Origin of the sequence: Chitinophaga sp. RCC_12, assembly GCF_041360695.1 — a bacterium.
Lineage (GTDB): Bacteria > Bacteroidota > Bacteroidia > Chitinophagales > Chitinophagaceae > Chitinophaga.
This window is the reverse complement of record NZ_JBFUPS010000002.1, coordinates 631,936-649,513: the sequence shown is the minus strand read 5'-3', so window position 1 is coordinate 649,513 and position 17,578 is coordinate 631,936. Positions and strand designations below refer to the sequence as shown.

The 17,578-nt window shown below is 47.7% G+C and carries 14 protein-coding genes; 7 read left to right on the top strand and 7 right to left on the bottom strand.

Annotation, left to right across the window (positions count from 1 at the left end):
• The first annotated feature begins 47 nt into the window (after positions 1 to 47).
• Positions 48 to 1,193, top strand: coding sequence for an aminopeptidase C (locus AB6805_RS07920; RefSeq protein ID WP_370908896.1), 1,146 nt, complete (start codon positions 48 to 50; stop codon positions 1,191 to 1,193).
• Positions 1,194 to 1,464: 271 nt separating this feature from the next.
• Here AB6805_RS07920 and AB6805_RS07915 read toward each other — a convergent pair whose 3' ends face one another.
• Both AB6805_RS07915 and AB6805_RS07910 read right to left on the bottom strand, forming a co-directional pair.
• Positions 1,465 to 1,830 (bottom strand): hypothetical protein, encoded by a 366-nt coding sequence (locus AB6805_RS07915; protein WP_370908895.1) that lies wholly within the window; start codon positions 1,828 to 1,830, stop codon positions 1,465 to 1,467.
• Between the two features lie 3 nt (positions 1,831 to 1,833).
• The gene (locus tag AB6805_RS07910) at positions 1,834 to 2,451 is read right to left on the bottom strand and encodes an L-threonylcarbamoyladenylate synthase (protein WP_370908894.1); all 618 of its coding nucleotides are present in this window, start codon (positions 2,449 to 2,451) and stop codon (positions 1,834 to 1,836) included.
• 75 nt (positions 2,452 to 2,526) lie between these two features.
• On the opposite strand from AB6805_RS07910, the gene mtgA reads away from it, so the two are divergent.
• Positions 2,527 to 3,243, top strand: coding sequence for a monofunctional biosynthetic peptidoglycan transglycosylase (gene mtgA, locus AB6805_RS07905; protein ID WP_370908893.1), 717 nt, complete (start codon positions 2,527 to 2,529; stop codon positions 3,241 to 3,243).
• Here mtgA and AB6805_RS07900 read toward each other — a convergent pair whose 3' ends face one another.
• The 4 genes from AB6805_RS07900 to AB6805_RS07885 all read right to left on the bottom strand — a co-directional run bounded on the left by AB6805_RS07900 (position 3,244) and on the right by AB6805_RS07885 (position 6,875).
• Positions 3,244 to 3,768, bottom strand: a complete 525-nt coding sequence (locus AB6805_RS07900) for an AAA family ATPase (RefSeq protein ID WP_370908892.1) — start codon at positions 3,766 to 3,768, stop codon at positions 3,244 to 3,246.
• Positions 3,765 to 4,388: a nicotinamide riboside transporter PnuC gene (gene pnuC, locus AB6805_RS07895; protein ID WP_370908891.1), complete on the bottom strand. Its 624-nt coding sequence runs from the start codon at positions 4,386 to 4,388 to the stop codon at positions 3,765 to 3,767. The genes AB6805_RS07900 and pnuC overlap by 4 nt, the downstream gene beginning before the upstream one ends.
• A gap of 70 nt (positions 4,389 to 4,458) precedes the next feature.
• Entirely contained in the window at positions 4,459 to 6,156 is a 1,698-nt protein-coding gene (locus tag AB6805_RS07890; protein ID WP_370908890.1) for a PNGase F N-terminal domain-containing protein, read from the bottom strand.
• Between the two features lie 122 nt (positions 6,157 to 6,278).
• Entirely contained in the window at positions 6,279 to 6,875 is a 597-nt protein-coding gene (locus AB6805_RS07885; RefSeq protein ID WP_370908889.1) for a NifU family protein, read from the bottom strand.
• A gap of 154 nt (positions 6,876 to 7,029) precedes the next feature.
• Here AB6805_RS07885 and AB6805_RS07880 point away from each other — a divergent pair, with 154 nt between their 5' ends.
• The 4 genes from AB6805_RS07880 to AB6805_RS07865 all read left to right on the top strand — a co-directional run bounded on the left by AB6805_RS07880 (position 7,030) and on the right by AB6805_RS07865 (position 11,591).
• Complete coding sequence (locus AB6805_RS07880) at positions 7,030 to 7,545, top strand: ferritin (RefSeq protein ID WP_370908888.1); 516 nt, start codon at positions 7,030 to 7,032, stop codon at positions 7,543 to 7,545.
• A 47-nt stretch (positions 7,546 to 7,592) separates the two neighbouring features.
• Entirely contained in the window at positions 7,593 to 8,045 is a 453-nt protein-coding gene (locus tag AB6805_RS07875; protein WP_332004585.1) for a methylglyoxal synthase, read from the top strand.
• Positions 8,046 to 8,092: 47 nt separating this feature from the next.
• Positions 8,093 to 9,961 carry a mechanosensitive ion channel family protein gene (locus AB6805_RS07870; RefSeq protein WP_370908887.1) on the top strand — a complete coding sequence of 623 codons (1,869 nt, stop codon included), beginning with the start codon at positions 8,093 to 8,095 and terminating at the stop codon, positions 9,959 to 9,961.
• Between the two features lie 88 nt (positions 9,962 to 10,049).
• The gene (locus AB6805_RS07865; protein ID WP_370908886.1) at positions 10,050 to 11,591 is read left to right on the top strand and encodes a family 10 glycosylhydrolase; all 1,542 of its coding nucleotides are present in this window, start codon (positions 10,050 to 10,052) and stop codon (positions 11,589 to 11,591) included.
• 18 nt (positions 11,592 to 11,609) lie between these two features.
• On the opposite strand, the gene AB6805_RS07860 is transcribed toward AB6805_RS07865, so the two are convergent.
• Positions 11,610 to 12,674 (bottom strand): hypothetical protein, encoded by a 1,065-nt coding sequence (locus AB6805_RS07860; protein WP_370908885.1) that lies wholly within the window; start codon positions 12,672 to 12,674, stop codon positions 11,610 to 11,612.
• A 369-nt stretch (positions 12,675 to 13,043) separates the two neighbouring features.
• Here AB6805_RS07860 and gltB point away from each other — a divergent pair, with 369 nt between their 5' ends.
• Positions 13,044 to 17,573 (top strand): glutamate synthase large subunit, encoded by a 4,530-nt coding sequence (gltB, locus tag AB6805_RS07855; protein ID WP_370908884.1) that lies wholly within the window; start codon positions 13,044 to 13,046, stop codon positions 17,571 to 17,573.
• The last annotated feature ends 5 nt before the right edge of the window (positions 17,574 to 17,578 follow it).

The following is a 17,578-nucleotide window of genomic DNA, read 5'->3' as shown; positions in this document are numbered from 1 at the left end:
TTCCCTTATTTTTGGTCCTTTGTTTTAAACCAATCATTGATATACTCATGAAGAAATGGATAATGTGTGCAGCCATGCTTTGCAGCGTAGGCGCATATGCACAAAGCAGTACCAACACAGAGGGAAGCCACTATCAGTTTACCGTTTTAAAGAACCTGGACGCAGGTGATGTGCAAAACCAGGGCCGTACCGGCACCTGCTGGTCTTTTTCCGGCTTGTCTTTCTTTGAATCAGAAATACTTCGCACCGGTAAAAATAAAGGACTGAACCTCAGTGAAATGTACGTGGTACGCAAAATGTATCCGTTGAAAGCCGCTAACTATGTACGCATGCACGGAAAAGCCAACTTCGGTGAAGGTGGTGGTTTCCCGGATGACCTGCTCTGCCTCCGTGAATACGGGCTGGTGCCGCAAACAGCCTACGATGGCAATAAAGGTAAAATGTACAACCATGCTGAAATGGAAAGCCTCCTGGAAGGTATGGTGAATAAAATAGGCAATGCGCAAGGCACTATCAACCCCGACTGGTCAAAAGCTTTCGACGGCGTGTTGAACGCCTATATGGGCGACGCTCCGGAAAAATTCCAGTATAACGGTAAAACCTACACGCCGCAGACCTTCGCAAAAGAACTGGGCCTGAACGCCGATGATTACGTACTGATTTCTTCCTTCACCCACCACCCGTACAATTCACAGTTTGTGCTGGAAGTACCGGATAACTGGAACTGGGAAAAAGTATATAACGTAAACCTGAATGACTTTACCGCCATCGCTGAAAATGCCATCATGAACGGCTACTCCATTGCATGGGCCGCTGATGTAAGCGAAAAAGGATTCAATTTTAAAGACGGACTGGCTATCGTTCCTGAAAAAGACTGGACGGATATGTCTGCCGAAGAAAGAAAAAATGCTTTCCTGGAACCAGGCAAAGAAAAAACAATCACCCCTGAAGTGCGCCAACAGGCTTTCGACAACTTCGAAACACAGGATGATCACGGTATGCATATTGTAGGCCTGGTAAAAGATCAGAACGGAAACAAATACTTCCGTGTGAAAAACTCCTGGGGTACCGATAATCCGGGTCAGGGATATTTCTACGCTTCTGAGCCTTACTTTGCCTATAAAACCACCTGCTACATGGTAAACAAAAAAGCGTTACCAGCAGATGTTGCAAAGAAACTGGGGATTAAATAGGATCGCCTCCGGCGATTTTAAATTGTCTTGGAGCAGGATTAGATTGATTATACTGATTGTCTTGATTTGATCATTTTGATTTTAAAAGATTTGGGGAGATAGAAGCGGATATTCGCTTTTATCTCCCCAAAATATTTATCAGAATAGCCGTTTAGTGGCCCTTTTTATCCTGGCTAATCATATTTATCTTTTTAAATATATTTGCCCTGGTCAACTAATAATTATTGACTTCGTCAATTATTATCTTCCAAAATAAATACAGTAAAAGAAATTAACGTTTTCCTTCCTGTTGCTGGGCATAAGAATAGCTTCCTAAACGGAACTTGAGCGGCACGCCTGTTTGTTTTTGCCAAACCCATTCTTTCTTACAAAAAAAGCCAAAGTGCTGCTGGTAATATGCATCGGCTGCAAGGCGGTAAACCGGGGCAGTTACAGGAACCCGGGCGGGGAATTTCCGTGTGGAAGCGGAAAGCAGTGTTGCCGGTTTTAACAGGAATCCGGTAGTATCACACAACGTAAACGGTAGTGGCTTCACTGCCACCGGCAACACCGGGGCTGCCGGTTTCAACGTAAGCGTTTGCGCCCCGGCTATCATGCCGGGGAATAAACAAACCACACTTATCCACCATCGCTGCATATATCAGGATATTTCTTCAAAACTGCCAATGCCTTCACGGACCAACACCGGTTCTGCACCGGTACAATCCACCACAGTAGAAAAACCCATACCGCCGGGTCCTCCGTCTATTACAATATCTACCTGGTTGCCGAATTTCTCATAAATGATCTCCGGGTCCGTATATTCTTCTACGTAATCTTCTATCGGCAACGTAGTACTCATAATCGGATTGCCAAGTTCTTTTACAATAGTGCGGCAAATATTATTGTCCGGTACCCTGATACCCACGGTGTCTTTCTTCGTTTTCAATAATTTGGGCACCATGCGGCTGGCCGGCAAAATAAAGGTATACGGACCAGGCAATGCCTTTTTCAGCATACGGAAAATGGGCGTATCCACACTTTTCGCGTAGTCCGACAAATGACTCAGGTCGTAACAGATAAATGAAAAGTTTGCTTTTTTCGGATCTATCTGTTTAATCCTCGCAATACGTTCTATGGCCTTGTGTTGGGTAATATCGCAGCCTAAACCATAAACCGTATCAGTTGGATAAATAATAATTCCTCCGTCTTTTAAACATTCAATAATCGTCTTTAAATGACGGGGATTCGGGTTATCCGGGTGTACGTTTAATAGCATATATAAAGTTAACGATTGTGTTTCACTTTCAGGTTTTTAGCCTACCTTTCGTCCCGATTTTTCTAAACCTACGCAATGAATTTAAAAGGCATTGTTCCCAGAACGTGGAGGAGACTGAAGAGAGTAGTACTGGTTTTAATTGTTGCACAATTTTTATACATCCTCTTGCTGAAATGGGTGAACCCGCCTATTACCATTACAGAAATCTCCAGCTGGTTCAGCCTTTGGGGAACAGATAAAAAACTTCAGAAATCCTGGGTGAGTTACGATGAAATATCCCAACACGCCAAACTGGCCGTGATAGCCAGCGAGGACCAGCTTTTTACAGATCATAATGGTTTCGACTTCAAGTCCATCGAGAAGGCGATGAAGCACAACCAGCAAAGCAAAAAAATCAAAGGCGCCAGCACGATCAGTCAGCAGGTGGCTAAAAACGTTTTCCTCTGGCAGGGACGCAGCTGGTTCCGCAAAGGGCTGGAAGTATACTTCACTTTCATGATTGAAAAAATTTGGGGCAAGCAGCGTATTCTTGAAGTGTACCTGAATGTGGCAGAAATGGGAGAGGGCGTGTTTGGGGTGGAAGCGGCCGCCCAGGCCAATTATCAAAAAAGTGCCGCCAGTCTGAACAGGGAGGAAGCCGCTATGATTGCTGCCTGTTTACCTAACCCGCTTAAATATACCATCAATCCGCCTGCACGGATCACGGCCTACCGGCAGCGTAAAATACTGGTGCAAATGCGTAACCTCGCACCGGATCCTGATATTATGGAGTTGGTTACCGGCAGAAAATAATCAGGGCCTGTTCAGCAACTGCTGCACGGCAGCTATTGCCAGGGCTTCCCGCTCTTCATAAGTACCCCTGATATCTTTCCATTCAATACCGGAATGGGTGACGATTTCCCGGTAAATATCATAAAAATAATGGCGCATTTCCGGATCAGGATATTCCCGCTGCGGATCTTCTTCCCACGGCAAATCAATATAGGTGAGCAGGTACAAATCGCACTGCTGGCGGGCAATTTGCTGTAAAATCCGCGGATCACAGCGGCCGTATTTGTGTTCGCTCCATACCTTAATTACATACAGGTCTGTATCACAAATCAACACCCCGTTGGCCTGCCGGGCCATATGCTGTTCCAGCGCTATCTGGCCGGCGGCAATTTCCAGCAGATCGGATTCTTCGTATGGCCGTTGGAGTTGATCAAGATACTCACGGGCATATTCCGGCGTCCATACAGTATTAAAATGCGCCGCCAGCTTTTCGCTGAGGGTGCTCTTCCCGGTTGATTCAGGTCCTATAACAACTACTTTCTTCATTTATGAGACATTTCTCTTTGCAACACTTCTTTTCTCCAGCTAAGATACCCGAATATGGCAATGGTAAATAAAAAGACGGTTAACCCGGCAGTAAGATACAAATGCTTATATATTAACAGCGGGATGGCTACCAGGTTGGAAATATTGAGGAATATCCAGTTTTCCAGTTTCCGCCTGGCCAGCAACCACATACCCGCGCAGGCCGTGGCGGATACAAAGGCATCCATCACCGGCACATTGGAATCGGAAAAACGGCTTAGCAGGAAATAAAAAATCCCCCAGCCGGCCAGTGCAATGAAAACAGCGGTGGTCAGCTCTTTACTGTTACTGCGCATCACCGGCGTTACCGGCTGCTCCGGGCCTTTCTTTGCCCAATAGATCCAGCCGTATACGCTCATCACCAGGTAATATGCGTTCAGCGCGGCATCGGCATATAACTTGAAATGCTCTCTCGACAGGAGATAGGTATAAATACCCGTGCTCACAATGCCGGTAGGGTATACCAGTATGTTATTATTTTTTTGAAAGATGACCGATAAGACAGCAAAGAAAACAGCTACTGCTTCCAGCCAGGTCATCTGGTGAAGACCTTCTAATATGCCCTGGTATAAATCGTTCATAGTGCGAAAGTGGATAAATAATTCCGGATTATGGCATCCGGGATGCAGTGTCTGCTGCATCCCGGAAAAATTATTGCTTATCTCCGATCAGTGTACCGGATACATTCCAGAAACTCTGGCTGGTCCCTTCCGGCTTTCCCTGCGGAATAGCCACCTGTATGGTGTGCTGTCCGGGAGTGATATCGGGCAGGGAGATGAATACCGGTGAAGTAAGCGTGCCCGGGCACCAGTTGGAACGGCTCAGATCAGAGGAGGAAAGCCCGTTGCCAAAATTACCGGATGCCGGGTTAGATAAACGATACGTAGCACAATCTGTACGCCACGGAATAAAATGATACACCCGTTTCCCATCTACAAAAATTTCATTCTGTTTAGGATTAAACTCATCGCCTCCGCCCCAGCCACCATGGCCGGTAGTCAGGAACCTTAACTGAATATTTTTAACCCCTTCCGGAATGGTGACGGTTACCTTCAGGGAGTCTTTGTCAAACAGGGTAGCATACTCCTGCCCGGCCATTTCCATCAGGTTGGTGGTATTGAAAACCGGGTATATCCAGTTGGCTGATGGCCGGTTTTCATCTTCCGGATCGCCGGGGTAATATTTAAGACTAAGACTTACTTTATGCCCGCCTTTATCGTAATTACCAATATATACGCCCAGCCAAACATCGCCCTGAAGGCGGCTGTGCAGCTCAGTGATGTCTTGCTTGTAAATCACGGAATCCGCCCAGTTGTAACCGGCAATCTTCACCTGGTTGTTAAACTGTCGTACGCCGAATGGCGTAAAAAAGCGCAATACTTCCAGTGCAGGCAAATAATTATCGGTAGCCACCATGCCCTGGTATTGCTTGCCGTTTTTAGCCGTGAATAACGGTAACGCCCGCACGCCCTTTTGCAAACCATCCAGGAAAGAGATGGCTTTATCTGCCGGGATCATAAATACGGAACCGGTTCTGTCGTACGCATCCCCGTTGGAGTATTGCGTGAGTTCCGCAAATAATGTCTGGCCCTTCTTCACTGCCGGCAGGCTTACTTTTTTAAGGATCACGGTGCCGCCCGCGAAATGATAGGTTTGATTCAGTTGCTCACCGGAAGGGTTAGGCGTATTGTTGCCCCAGCTGATCTGTTCCTGGTTAAACACCGGCAGGGTGGTATAGCGGCTGTCTATTACCTGCCGTGTATACGCGGCATCGTTTACCAGGGTACCGGTATTGGATGGCCAGGCCAGTTCTTCAGCCGTTACTTTACGCCAGGTAATTTTCTTTGCAACCGTTTCGCTGTTGCCGTTACGTACCGTTTTAAGCACCAGGCCCAGGCCGGGCGCAATAGTAAGATTGGGAGTGCCTTTCAGCCGGAGATCATTGGTATACCATACCTCTATGGTATTGGAACGGATAAGCAACTTTGCCTTTTTACATACATATCCGAGGATGGTAGCGGTATCCGGCAGTAACTCCGGGGTTGTATATTCAGAAAAGGCTTTTTTCAACGTATATACTTCCCCGTTGGGAAGACTTAACACCTGCAGGGTAGCCTGTTCCTGCAATTCCAGGAACTGTTCTTCTTTTTGTTTCCTGCCTCCGCTAACAATGTGTGCACGGTGATGATCAATTAGCAATTGCAGTTCGTTGCCGGGGATGGCTTTCCCATTGCTGCTGAAGCCATAGGTAATAACGGCCGATGCGCTGTCTACGTTCTTCTTTTTTTGCGCCTGTACCGGTTGCAGGGCGAGGGCGATGCCGGTAACGATCAGTAGTAATTTTCTCATTGTAGCTGTTTGCTTGTGTTGTATAGGAGTAGCTGGCATTTATTTCCCGGTTAAACACCAAAAAAAAGCACAGCCATAAAGACTGTGCTTTCGTTTAACACTATCATTCACTCAACTATGGCTTATTCTGCTTCTGCCACAACTTCCTTCACTTCAGGGATCATACGCTTCATCATGCCTTCAATGCCGGCTTTCAGCGTAATCATGGAGGAGGGGCAGCCTGAGCAGGAACCTTGCAACATCAGTGTAACCGTACCATTTTCATAGTCCTTGAACTGAATGGCGCCGCCATCCATTTCAACTGCAGGTTTCACATAGTTTTCAAGTAATTCCTTAATCCGTTTTACCACATCTGTATCGTCTGCACTCACTTCATTGCTCGCGGTAGATTTGGTAATAATCACCTCATCTTCGTTGATAACAGGACGGGAGTCTTCCAGGTATTCTTTCAGGAAGGCCTTAACAGTAGGAATTATATCGTTCCAGTCAGTTTCGCTGGTTTTTGTAAGCGTAATAAAGTTAGCCATAATAAATACGCCCCTGATGAAAGGGAAGCTAAACAGCTCGATGGCTAAAGGAGACGGTTTTGCACTGGCTTCATCCGGGAAATCAATGCTCTTGCCAGGGTACAGAAGCTTGTTTGCCACAAACTTCATGGTTTCCGGGTTTGGCGTCATCTCCGTATATATGCTGATGATTGGATTTCCTGTTTTAATCATTTTATCCTAATTTACTTATGCAAAGGTAGCATTTTTCAGGCAGATTTCCGGGATGCATCTGAATGTAGTCTATCGAAATTTACAATCCCGGTATAGTTCCCGGTGATATCCCCGTCACACCTCGATCTTCTTCATATTATACAAATTTTTCATTATGTTATTGAAAGAACTCTCTCCAAAAATTTATGACGCACTGAACCAGCAGGTGGAAATGGAAGCAGCCTCCTCCCAATATTACCTGGCAATGGCTTCCTGGTCAGAGGTGCAGGGGTACAATGGCGTGGCCCAGTTCCTGTACCGCCATTCCGATGAAGAAAGGGCCCATATGCTGAAGCTCCTGAAATTTATTAACGAAAGAGGCGGTCATGGCCTGGTTCCCGCATTAAAGCAGCCTACCGTGAAATTCAAAAGCATACATGCCATTTTCGAACAAGTATTTAGCCATGAGCTGTTGGTTTCCAAAGAGATCAATAACCTCGTGGATATGTGCCTCAGCGAAAAGGACTATGCCACCCACAACTTCCTGCAATGGTATGTGACGGAACAAATTGAAGAAGAACGCCTGGCCCGGCATATTCTTGATAAATTAAAACTGATCGGGGAAGACAAGGGCGGTCTTTACATTTTTGACCGCGACCTGGCCGTTCTGGACAGCAACGATAAACACTAACATTAGATTTAATTATTGCGCGTCACTTATTACTTTTGTGGTCATATATGCAAACATCAAAAGTTTTAAAAGCCCGCAAAAGAATTGCCCTTATTGCTCACGACCACAAAAAGGCGGAGCTAATTGAATGGGCCACTTATAATAAAACGGTACTGAGCCGCCATGAACTGTATGCAACCGGCACTACCGGTCTGCTGATAGAACAAGCGCTGGATGTATCTGTAAGAAAACTCCTGAGTGGCCCGCTGGGCGGCGATCAGCAAATTGGCGCCCTCGTGGCCACCGGGGAACTCGATGTGATCATTTTCTTCTGGGATCCAATGGAAGCCCTGCCTCATGACCCGGATATCAAAGCCCTGCTGCGCTTAGGTGTAGTGTGGAATATCCCGATGGCGAGCAACCGCGCATCCGCCGACTTCCTCCTCACATCCCCGCTCATGCACCAGGAATACGAAGCCAGTCTCCCGGACTACAGCCAGTATACAAAAAGGAAGATATAGGCGTTTTAGTACCCGGATTTTCCGTACATTAAAGAAACGCTCCGGGAATGAAAACTGCTTTTACCCTCTACTTTACTACCATTCTGACTGGTTTGGCTTTGCTGTGCAACGCACAAAATGATAGCAGCAAAGCCACCCGCGACTCCCTCACAAACTCACAACTGATCCTCACCACCCGCCTGCTCCGGGAAAACGATTCTCTCCAGAAAGCGGACGACGAACAGAAAAAACAGCTGCAGCAACAACTGCTGCTGATCAGTAACGACAACGACAACCGCAAAAAAGAACTGCAACAGAAACTCTCCGCTTTTGAACAGGCCGACTCCCTGAAAAAAGTCGCGGCCCGCCAGCGGATTATCCAGCTGAAAGCTACCAGCAAAGGCATTCCGGTAGTACCCTTCCGCCGTGATACCCTCTTCTATATTTATAATAAACTGGGACCACTGAACCCCAGCGACCGTGCAGCAAACATTGAACATAAACTGTCGCAGCTGGCCGACGATCCCTTTTTTATACCTGATTCTATTAAAGTTATACCCAACGAAAACAATATAGACGTTACCTATAATGAACTGGTACTGTTAAGCGTAACAAATGACGACGCCCTTTGGCTGGACCAGGAAAAAGAACCCGTTGCGCAAAAGTATGCCGCCGCTGTACGTAACGCGATAATACAGGAAAAGAAAGACAGCAGCCTGCAGAATGTCCTTGTCCGGATCGCCTGGCTGTTACTGATCATCGTTATCTTTTCCGCTATCGTATACGGCATCAACCGCTTGTTCAAACGCCTGCGCAAAAGGATTGTCCGTGAAAAAGACCGCTATTTCAAAGGCGTAAAAGTAAAAGATTACGCTTTGCTGAACCAGCAAAAGCAGATAGGTATTGTTTTTAACGTGTTGCGTATAGTAAGAATCGTGGCTATTCTTTTTGTCTTTTACATTACGCTGCCCTTTGTATTCAGCATATTTCCCTGGACAAAAGGCATCGCCGATAAACTGATCAACTGGACATTGTCGCCCATCAAATCTATCCTGGTGGGCTTCCTGCATTATCTTCCCAAATTACTCACGATCATCGTAATTTATCTTATCACGCGGTACCTGGTAAAACTGGTGAACTATCTCTCGGAAGAAGTAGCCACCGGCAACCTCTCGCTCAAAGGTTTTTATGCCGATTGGGCAAGACCCACCGGAAGCGGGATCAAGTTCCTGTTGTATGCCTTTATGTTCGTTGTCATATTTCCTTATTTGCCCGGATCAGATTCAAAAATATTCCAGGGCGTTTCTGTTTTCCTCGGTATCCTGTTTTCATTGGGTTCTTCTTCCGCCATTTCCAATGTGATAGCGGGTTTTGTAATTACGTACATGCGTCCTTTTAAGATCGGGGACCGGGTAAAAATCGGGGAAATTACGGGAGATGTAATTGAAAAGAACCTGCTGGTAACCCGGCTGCGCACGATTAAGAACGAAGAAATTACGGTGCCCAACGCCAGCATATTAAGTGGCCATACCATTAACTTCACCACGTCCAGCAAAGACCTTGGCCTCATCTTACATACTACCGTTACTATCGGCTATGAAGTACCCTGGAAAAAAGTACATGAAATGCTGATCAAGGCTGCTATAGAAACAGACGGCGTTATGAAAGACAAGCCTCCCTTTGTTTTACAAACCAGCCTGGATGATTTTGCCATCGCTTACGAAATCAATGTGTATACCGATCATTCCCATAAAATGGCCGTCATCTATTCTGATCTGCACCGGCATATCATAGATGAGTTTAATGCTGCGGGTATTGAAATTATGTCGCCGCATTTCATTGCACACCGCGATGGAAATATGACCACGGTCCCAGCAGAATATTTGCCGGAAGATTACCAGGCGCCTGCCACGAAGCTGAAGATGGAGAAAGATTAGCTCCCTATCTTCATAAGAATCACATATTTGTATCGGATCAGCCCTGCTTTTTGCTATTTTCGCATCTTACGGTTAAAAAGTCAGGCTGATGTTGAAGCAATTTATAGCAGGCGTAATACCATTGATTATCGGAATGCAGCAGGCATGGGCGCAACTGCCCCCCAAACGCGAGCTAAGAGCGGTATGGATTGCCACTGTGGAAAATATTGACTGGCCATCGCGGCGGGGATTGAGTACTGAGCAGCAAAAACAGGAATTCATAGCCATACTCGACCAGCAACAGCGAAACGGTATGAATGCGGTAGTGGTGCAGGTGCGCCCGGCTACCGACGCCTTTTATCCATCTCCATATGAGCCCTGGTCTGAATACCTCACCGGCGTGCAGGGGCAGGCGCCAAATCCATACTATGATCCGTTACAGTTCATGGTGGAAGAAACACATAAACGCGGCATGGAATTTCATGCCTGGTTTAACCCATACAGGGCTGTATTTAATACAAGCCGCAGCAGCGTGGCCGCCAATCATATTACCCGCCTGAAACCGCAATGGTTCGTTGTTTACGACAATAAAAAATATTTTGATCCGGGCATTCCGGAAGTGCGCGAATATGTAACGATGGTTATCCGCGACGTGGTAAAACGCTATGATATCGACGCCGTACATTTCGATGATTATTTTTATCCTTACCGGGTTCCGGGAAAAGAATTCCCGGATAACAGCTCCTACCGCCTGTATGGTAACAATATGATGAAAGATGACTGGCGCCGCGCCAATACAGATGCCATCATAAAAATGCTGAGCGTAGCCATCAAGGCAGAAAAACCCTGGGTGAAGTTTGGTGTCAGTCCCTTTGGCGTTTGGCGTAATAAAGACAAAGACCAGGAAGGATCCTATACCAAAGGCGGTCAAACCAACTACGACGATCTGTTTGCCGACATCCTGAAATGGCTGAAAAACGGATGGATCGATTATGTAGCGCCGCAGATCTATTGGGAGCGTGGACACCGGCTGGCCGACTACGAAATATTACTAAACTGGTGGAGCCAGCATGGCTATGGCCGCCACGTGTATATTGGCCACGGCGTTTACCGGATTGGCAGCAATGCGGCCTGGAAAAATCCAAATGAATTACCTGCACAAATAGAAGAAGCGAGAACACTGAACACTATCCAGGGCAGTATTTTTTACAGTGCGGCCTCTTTCCGCGGCAACCCGCTGGGCATTGAAGATGCGTTGCGTACCCGTCTTTATAAATACCCGGCATTACGGCCCATTATGCCATGGCTGCCAAAGGAAACACCCGAAGCGCCTTACTTTATTGATGCCTTTGAACGGCCGGGAGGATTGGAAATACACTGGGCGGATGATGATACCAGCGGCCACACCAAACAGTATGTACTGTACCGGTTTGAGCAAAACGAAGCGATTAACGTCAGCGACCCTACGAAAATTATCAGCATCCTGTCGCAGTCGTCCGATCCTGAATTTAAAGACCTCACTTATGTGAAAGGGAGGCTGTATACCTACATCGTTACCGCGCTCGACAGGTTACAGAATGAGAGTCATATCAGCGAGCCACTGCGTATGCGGCAGTTAAATGGAAAAGTACAATTCCTTTTCGAGCCATAGCAGCGGGGAACAGGCGCATTAAAAAATCAGTGCGCCTGTTTCCATATCTATCGCGGTGGCTTCTGCAGGAAGTTTTAGTTCCGGGAAGGCATCTGTGTGCTGCAGTGCAACAGTAGAACCCAGCAACCCGCCGGCAACGCCGCCCATTAAGGCCCCGCCTATGATGGCGCTTTGTCTCCTTTCATAGGCCGGCAAATAAGAAGTGATCACATAGCCATAACCGCTGCGGGAAAGTCCTACCAGTGATTTATTGTTGTATTTAAATACCGCCCCGTTTTTTACCACGCCCCATAACGCAGGAACAATCGTTTTCTGGCCGTCGCCGGGAACAGCATACACCTTCACTTTGCCCGCTTTTCCTTTTGCTTCATATTGCAGGATATCAGGCTTGTTCTCCAGGAAACTGGCGAATGACAGGTATATACCATCGTTCATTACAGGGGCTTTCAGCGCCGGCAGTTCCCGCTTTTTTGCATAAATTTCTGTGGTCGCGGCATAGGAGAGTCCCGGCCCGGCGTCCGCCAGCACTGAATCCAGGACCCCGGCGCCGGCCGCATAAAATTCCTTGAATGCATTTGAGATATTGTTCCGGTGCTGGTGGGTTACATCAAAGCCATTGTTCAAATGTGCTATATCCATGGCTTTCAACAGTTTGTAGGTATCGTCGCCGGTTTGCACATAGGCGGTTGCCTTTACACGGACATAGGCTTTTTCTCCCATCATCTGGGTACGTTCCCCGATGCGAAGATCCTCCACCACCCATATCAGCCGGGGTTTGCCGGGGATGAATATGCCTCCGAAGGTATTGTTTACGAACTCCTGCAGGTACCTGCCCATTTCCTTATCGGGGATGGCTTCTGCCTTATTGTTGAAAAGCCCGGTTTGTAAAAAGCCAATGCGGGCGGTATCCCATACCGCGCTGACAATGGTAATTCCGGATACCTTCCCCAGCAGGCTGTCGGCGGTAAAGGGGGAAGCCTTCCCCAGGCTTACTTTTTTTTGTGAGATGGCAGCCGGCGCTTCGGCGGCATCTTGTGCGCGGGCCGGCAGCAGAAATCCGGCAGACACTAAAAACGCACTCATGAATAGCTTTGGGAGCATAAAATTGGTATAGGCGTTTATGTTAGTAAAGGGTATCATTCAAATATAATACAGGGCGGTTGAAAAAGCACCTCGCACAAAAGTGTTATAATCCGGGTCACTTTAAAGGTGCCGGTCTGAGCCTTAAAATGGAACCAATTTGTCCTGAGGGAGCAGCCATTTTTTCAAATATTCTAACAATTACCGGCATCTTTTTATGTTTTTCTAAATTTTAACCGTCTAACAAAAGTTTATACAAAAAATACCGCATTCCTTTAGTATCTTTAAACCGTTCCCGAATTATATCGTACACCATCACCCGCGGCGCAAGTCAGAAGGGAAGGGTGTGCCAAAGCAAAAAATCTAAACCAAATGGATGAAGTGAAGCAAACGCAAGGTTTATACCGTCCGGAATTTGAACATGATGCCTGCGGAACAGGTTTTACTGCCCACATCAAGGGTCGTAAATCCCACCATATTATACGTGATGCCTTAACCATGCTGGAAAACATGGAACACCGCGGAGCCTGCGGTTGTGAGCAGAACACGGGAGATGGTGCAGGAATACTGTTTCAAACGCCCCATGAGTTCCTGTATGATGAATGCCTGAAACTGGGCATCGCCTTACCGGAGTTTGGAAAATACGGTGTAGGCATGGTCTTCTTTCCGAAAGAGCCACGCTGGCGTGAAGAATGCCGTGAAATATTTCAACGCAGCGCAGAGAAACTGGGCCTGGAAATTCTGGGTTACCGTAAAGTACCGGTACGCCCGGATGGTATTGGTGAATCAGCCCTTTCTGTAGAACCGGAAATTGAACAGGTATTTATTGCCTGCCCTTATCATATCAGCGATCCGGAAATTTTTGAGCGCAAACTGTTTGTGCTCCGTAACTACGTTTCCAAAACTGTTCGCAATACCGTTCCCAAAGAGAAATCGCTGTTTTACATTGCGTCCCTCTCTTATAAAACAATTGTATATAAAGGTCAGCTGACCACCTACCAGGTGCGTCATTATTATACAGACCTCAGCGATGAGAAAATGGTGTCGGCTTTTGCCCTCATCCACTCCCGGTTTGCCACCAACACTTTCCCCAGCTGGAGATTGGCCCACCCTTACAGGTACATTGCCCACAACGGGGAAATCAATACGCTGAAAGGTAACCTTAACTGGCTCCGCGCCGGCGAAAGGGACTTTATTTCCAAATATTTCAGCAAAGAAGAGATGGAAATGCTGCTTCCCATCGTGGAAGAAGGCCAGTCCGACTCTGCCAGCCTGGATAATGTGATTGAGCTGCTCACCATGACCGGCCGCTCCCTGCCGCATGTAATGATGATGCTGGTCCCGGAAGCCTGGGATGGCAACGAAGACATGGGCGAAGAAAAGAAAGCGTTCTATGAATATCATGCCTCCCTCATGGAGCCATGGGATGGTCCTGCTTCCATTTCTTTCACCGATGGTAAAATTATTGGCGCCACCCTGGATCGTAACGGTTTACGTCCGAGCCGCTTCGTGGTAACAAAAGACGATCGCGTAATCATGGCTTCAGAAGCCGGTGTATTGCCCATCGATCCAAAAAATATTAAAGAGAAAGGCCGCCTGCAACCTGGTAAAATGTTTATCGTAGACATGGACCAGGGCCGTATCATAGGTGATGAAGAGCTGAAACAACAGATCTGCTCCCAGCAACCTTATGGCGAATGGCTGAATAAGTATAAGATCCGCCTGGAAGAACTGCCGGAACCAAGAGTAACCTTTACTCACCTGGAACACGACCAGATCTTTAAATACCAGCGCGCCTTCGGTTACAGCACAGAAGACCTGGATCACATCATTGCCCCCATGGCAATTGATGGCAAGGAACCTGTTGGCTCTATGGGTACAGATACCCCGCTGGCAGTACTGAGCAATCAGCCACAACATCTCTGTAACTATTTCAAACAATTATTTGCACAGGTAACCAACCCGCCAATTGATCCTATCAGGGAAAGACTGGTGATGTCGCTGGCTACTTTTGTAGGCAACAACGGCAACCTGCTGGATGAAGATCCGCTGCACTGCCACGGTTTGGCGCTGCGTCACCCGATCCTCAACAACCACGAACTGGAAAAGATCCGTAGTATCGATACCGGCTTATTCCAGGCCAAAACATTACACACTTATTTCAAGGCAGATGGTAAGCCCGGCTCCCTGGAAAAAGGATTGGCCCGCTTATGCCGCTACGCGGTAGACGCCGTGGAAGACGGGTTCGAGGTGATCATCCTTTCTGACCGTGCTATCGACTCAGAACACGCCGCCATTCCATCTATCCTGGCTGCATCCGCCGTTCACCACCACCTGATCCGCAAGGGTTACCGTGGTCAGGTTGGACTGATCGTGGAAGCCGGTGATGTTTGGGAAGTACACCATTTTGCCTGCCTGTTGGGCTTTGGCGTAACCGCCATCAACCCGTACCTGGCCCTCAGCACCATCCGCGATATGAAGCTGAATGGCAAACTGGACACCGCGCTCGACGTAGATAAACTGAAGAAAAATTATATCAAAGCTATCTGTGACGGCCTTCTGAAAGTATTCTCCAAGATGGGCATCTCCACCCTGCAATCATACCAGGGTGCACAGATCTTCGAAATATTGGGTATCAACCAGGCAACTGTTGATAAATATTTCACCGGCGCCGTTTCCCGTATCCAGGGATTGGGGCTCGATGAAATTGCCCGTGAAACACTGGCTAAACACTGGATGGGCTACGGTCGTAAAGAAACACCGGTGCAGCGTTTAACAGAGGGTGGCGTATATCAGTGGAAACGTAAAGGAGAATTCCATCTCTTTAACCCCACTACTATTCACTATCTGCAACTGGCTACCCGCATGGGCGATTATGCTGCTTTCAAAAAGTATTCAAAAGCAGTAAACGATCAAAGCGAAAAAGCAGCCACTTTACGGAGCCTGTTTACGTTTAAAAAGAATCGTCCATCTATTTCCATTGATGAAGTAGAACCAGCATCCAGCATCTTCAAGCGCTTTGCTACCGGTGCCATGAGCTTTGGATCTATTTCCCACGAGGCACACTCCACACTGGCCATTGCCATGAACCGTATCGGCGCAAAAAGCAATACCGGTGAGGGTGGGGAAGATGAGCTGCGTTATGAATTGCTGGAAAACGGCGACTCTATGCGTTCTGCCATCAAACAGGTTGCCAGCGCCCGTTTCGGGGTTACCAGCTACTACCTGACCAATGCCGACGAATTACAGATTAAAATGGCGCAGGGTGCAAAACCCGGCGAAGGCGGGCAGTTGCCCGGCCATAAAGTGGATGAGTGGATCGCAAAAGTAAGGCACTCCACACCCGGTGTGGGCCTCATTTCTCCGCCTCCTCACCACGATATTTATTCTATTGAGGATCTGGCACAGCTGATCTATGACCTGAAAAATGCTAACCGTGCCGCCCGTATCAGCGTGAAGCTGGTATCCAAGGCTGGTGTTGGTACTATCGCTGCCGGTGTTGCTAAAGCACACGCCGATGTGGTACTGGTTTCAGGTTTCGATGGCGGTACCGGCGCTTCTCCCGAAAGCTCCATCAAACACGCAGGTTTGCCATGGGAGCTCGGTTTGGCCGAATCACACCAGACCCTCGTAAAAAATAAGCTCCGCAGCAGGGTAGTACTGCAAACAGATGGTCAGCTGAAAACCGGCCGCGACATTGCGATTGCTACCTTATTGGGTGCTGAAGAATGGGGTGTTGCCACCGCTGCCCTCGTGGTAGAAGGTTGTATCATGATGCGTAAGTGCCATGTAAACACCTGTCCTGTTGGTGTGGCTACCCAGGATCCTGAACTGCGCAAACGCTTCACCGGCGATCCGCAACACGTGGTAAACCTGTTCACCTATCTCGTGGAAGAACTCCGCGAAATCATGGCTGACCTGGGCTTCCGCACCATCAATGAAATGGTGGGTCAGGTAGAATGCCTCCAGATGCGTGATAACATCACCAACTGGAAAACACAAAAACTGGATCTGTCACCGATCTTATATAAAGAAGAAGCTTCTGCCGAAACCGGCCTGTACAAACAGGAAGAACAGGATCACGGCATCAGCGAAGTAATCGACTGGCAACTGCTGAAGGCTGCACAGCCGGCACTGGAAAAGAAAGCCAGGGTATATCAGCAGTTCCCTGTAAAAAATACAGATCGTACCATCGGTACCATCCTGTCTAACGAAATATCTAAACGCTACAAGAGCGAAGGATTACCGGAAGACACCCTGCATTTTAAATTTATCGGATCTGCAGGCCAGAGCTTCGGCGCTTTCACCACCAAAGGGTTAACGCTGGAACTGGAAGGAGAAGCCAATGACTACTTCGGTAAAGGCCTGTCTGGCTCCAAACTGATCCTCTATCCACACGGAGAAGCAGGGTTCAAGGCGGAAGAAAATATCATCGCAGGTAACGTTTGCTTCTATGGAGCAACTTCCGGTGAAGCTTTCATCCGCGGTAAGGCTGGCGAGCGTTTCTGTGTACGTAACTCCGGCGCTACCGTAGTAGTAGAAGGTGTGGGTGATCACGGATGTGAATACATGACCGGTGGTAAAGCAGTGATACTGGGTGAAACCGGCCGCAACTTCGGAGCAGGTATGAGCGGTGGTATTGCCTTTGTATACGATGTGAAAGGCACTTTCGCCAACTACTGCAACCGGGATATGATTGACCTCGATCCGCTGGATCAGGCAGATGTAGCCATGTTGCAGGATCTGATCACAAAACATCACGCCTACACAAACAGCACCGTGGCGAAGTTTATCCTGAAAGACTGGGAAAACCAACTGCGTCATTTTGTGAAAGTATTCCCGAAAGAATACAAGGCAGCGTTGAAATCAGACAAAGTACAGGGTCAGAAAGTAGGTCACTAATTGAA

What these genes read in the sequence shown, in the direction of transcription:
- AB6805_RS07920 (WP_370908896.1), top strand. Translation starts at nt 48, where the DNA reads ATGAAGAAATGGATAATGTGTGCAGCCATGCTTTGCAGCGTAGGCGCA.
- AB6805_RS07915 (WP_370908895.1), bottom strand. Translation starts at nt 1,830, where the DNA reads ATGCAGCGATGGTGGATAAGTGTGGTTTGTTTATTCCCCGGCATGATA.
- AB6805_RS07910 (WP_370908894.1), bottom strand. Translation starts at nt 2,451, where the DNA reads ATGCTATTAAACGTACACCCGGATAACCCGAATCCCCGTCATTTAAAG.
- mtgA (WP_370908893.1), top strand. Translation starts at nt 2,527, where the DNA reads ATGAATTTAAAAGGCATTGTTCCCAGAACGTGGAGGAGACTGAAGAGA.
- AB6805_RS07900 (WP_370908892.1), bottom strand. Translation starts at nt 3,768, where the DNA reads ATGAAGAAAGTAGTTGTTATAGGACCTGAATCAACCGGGAAGAGCACC.
- pnuC (WP_370908891.1), bottom strand. Translation starts at nt 4,388, where the DNA reads ATGAACGATTTATACCAGGGCATATTAGAAGGTCTTCACCAGATGACC.
- AB6805_RS07890 (WP_370908890.1), bottom strand. Translation starts at nt 6,156, where the DNA reads ATGAGAAAATTACTACTGATCGTTACCGGCATCGCCCTCGCCCTGCAA.
- AB6805_RS07885 (WP_370908889.1), bottom strand. Translation starts at nt 6,875, where the DNA reads ATGATTAAAACAGGAAATCCAATCATCAGCATATATACGGAGATGACG.
- AB6805_RS07880 (WP_370908888.1), top strand. Translation starts at nt 7,030, where the DNA reads ATGTTATTGAAAGAACTCTCTCCAAAAATTTATGACGCACTGAACCAG.
- AB6805_RS07875 (WP_332004585.1), top strand. Translation starts at nt 7,593, where the DNA reads ATGCAAACATCAAAAGTTTTAAAAGCCCGCAAAAGAATTGCCCTTATT.
- AB6805_RS07870 (WP_370908887.1), top strand. Translation starts at nt 8,093, where the DNA reads ATGAAAACTGCTTTTACCCTCTACTTTACTACCATTCTGACTGGTTTG.
- AB6805_RS07865 (WP_370908886.1), top strand. Translation starts at nt 10,050, where the DNA reads ATGTTGAAGCAATTTATAGCAGGCGTAATACCATTGATTATCGGAATG.
- AB6805_RS07860 (WP_370908885.1), bottom strand. Translation starts at nt 12,674, where the DNA reads ATGAGTGCGTTTTTAGTGTCTGCCGGATTTCTGCTGCCGGCCCGCGCA.
- gltB (WP_370908884.1), top strand. Translation starts at nt 13,044, where the DNA reads ATGGATGAAGTGAAGCAAACGCAAGGTTTATACCGTCCGGAATTTGAA.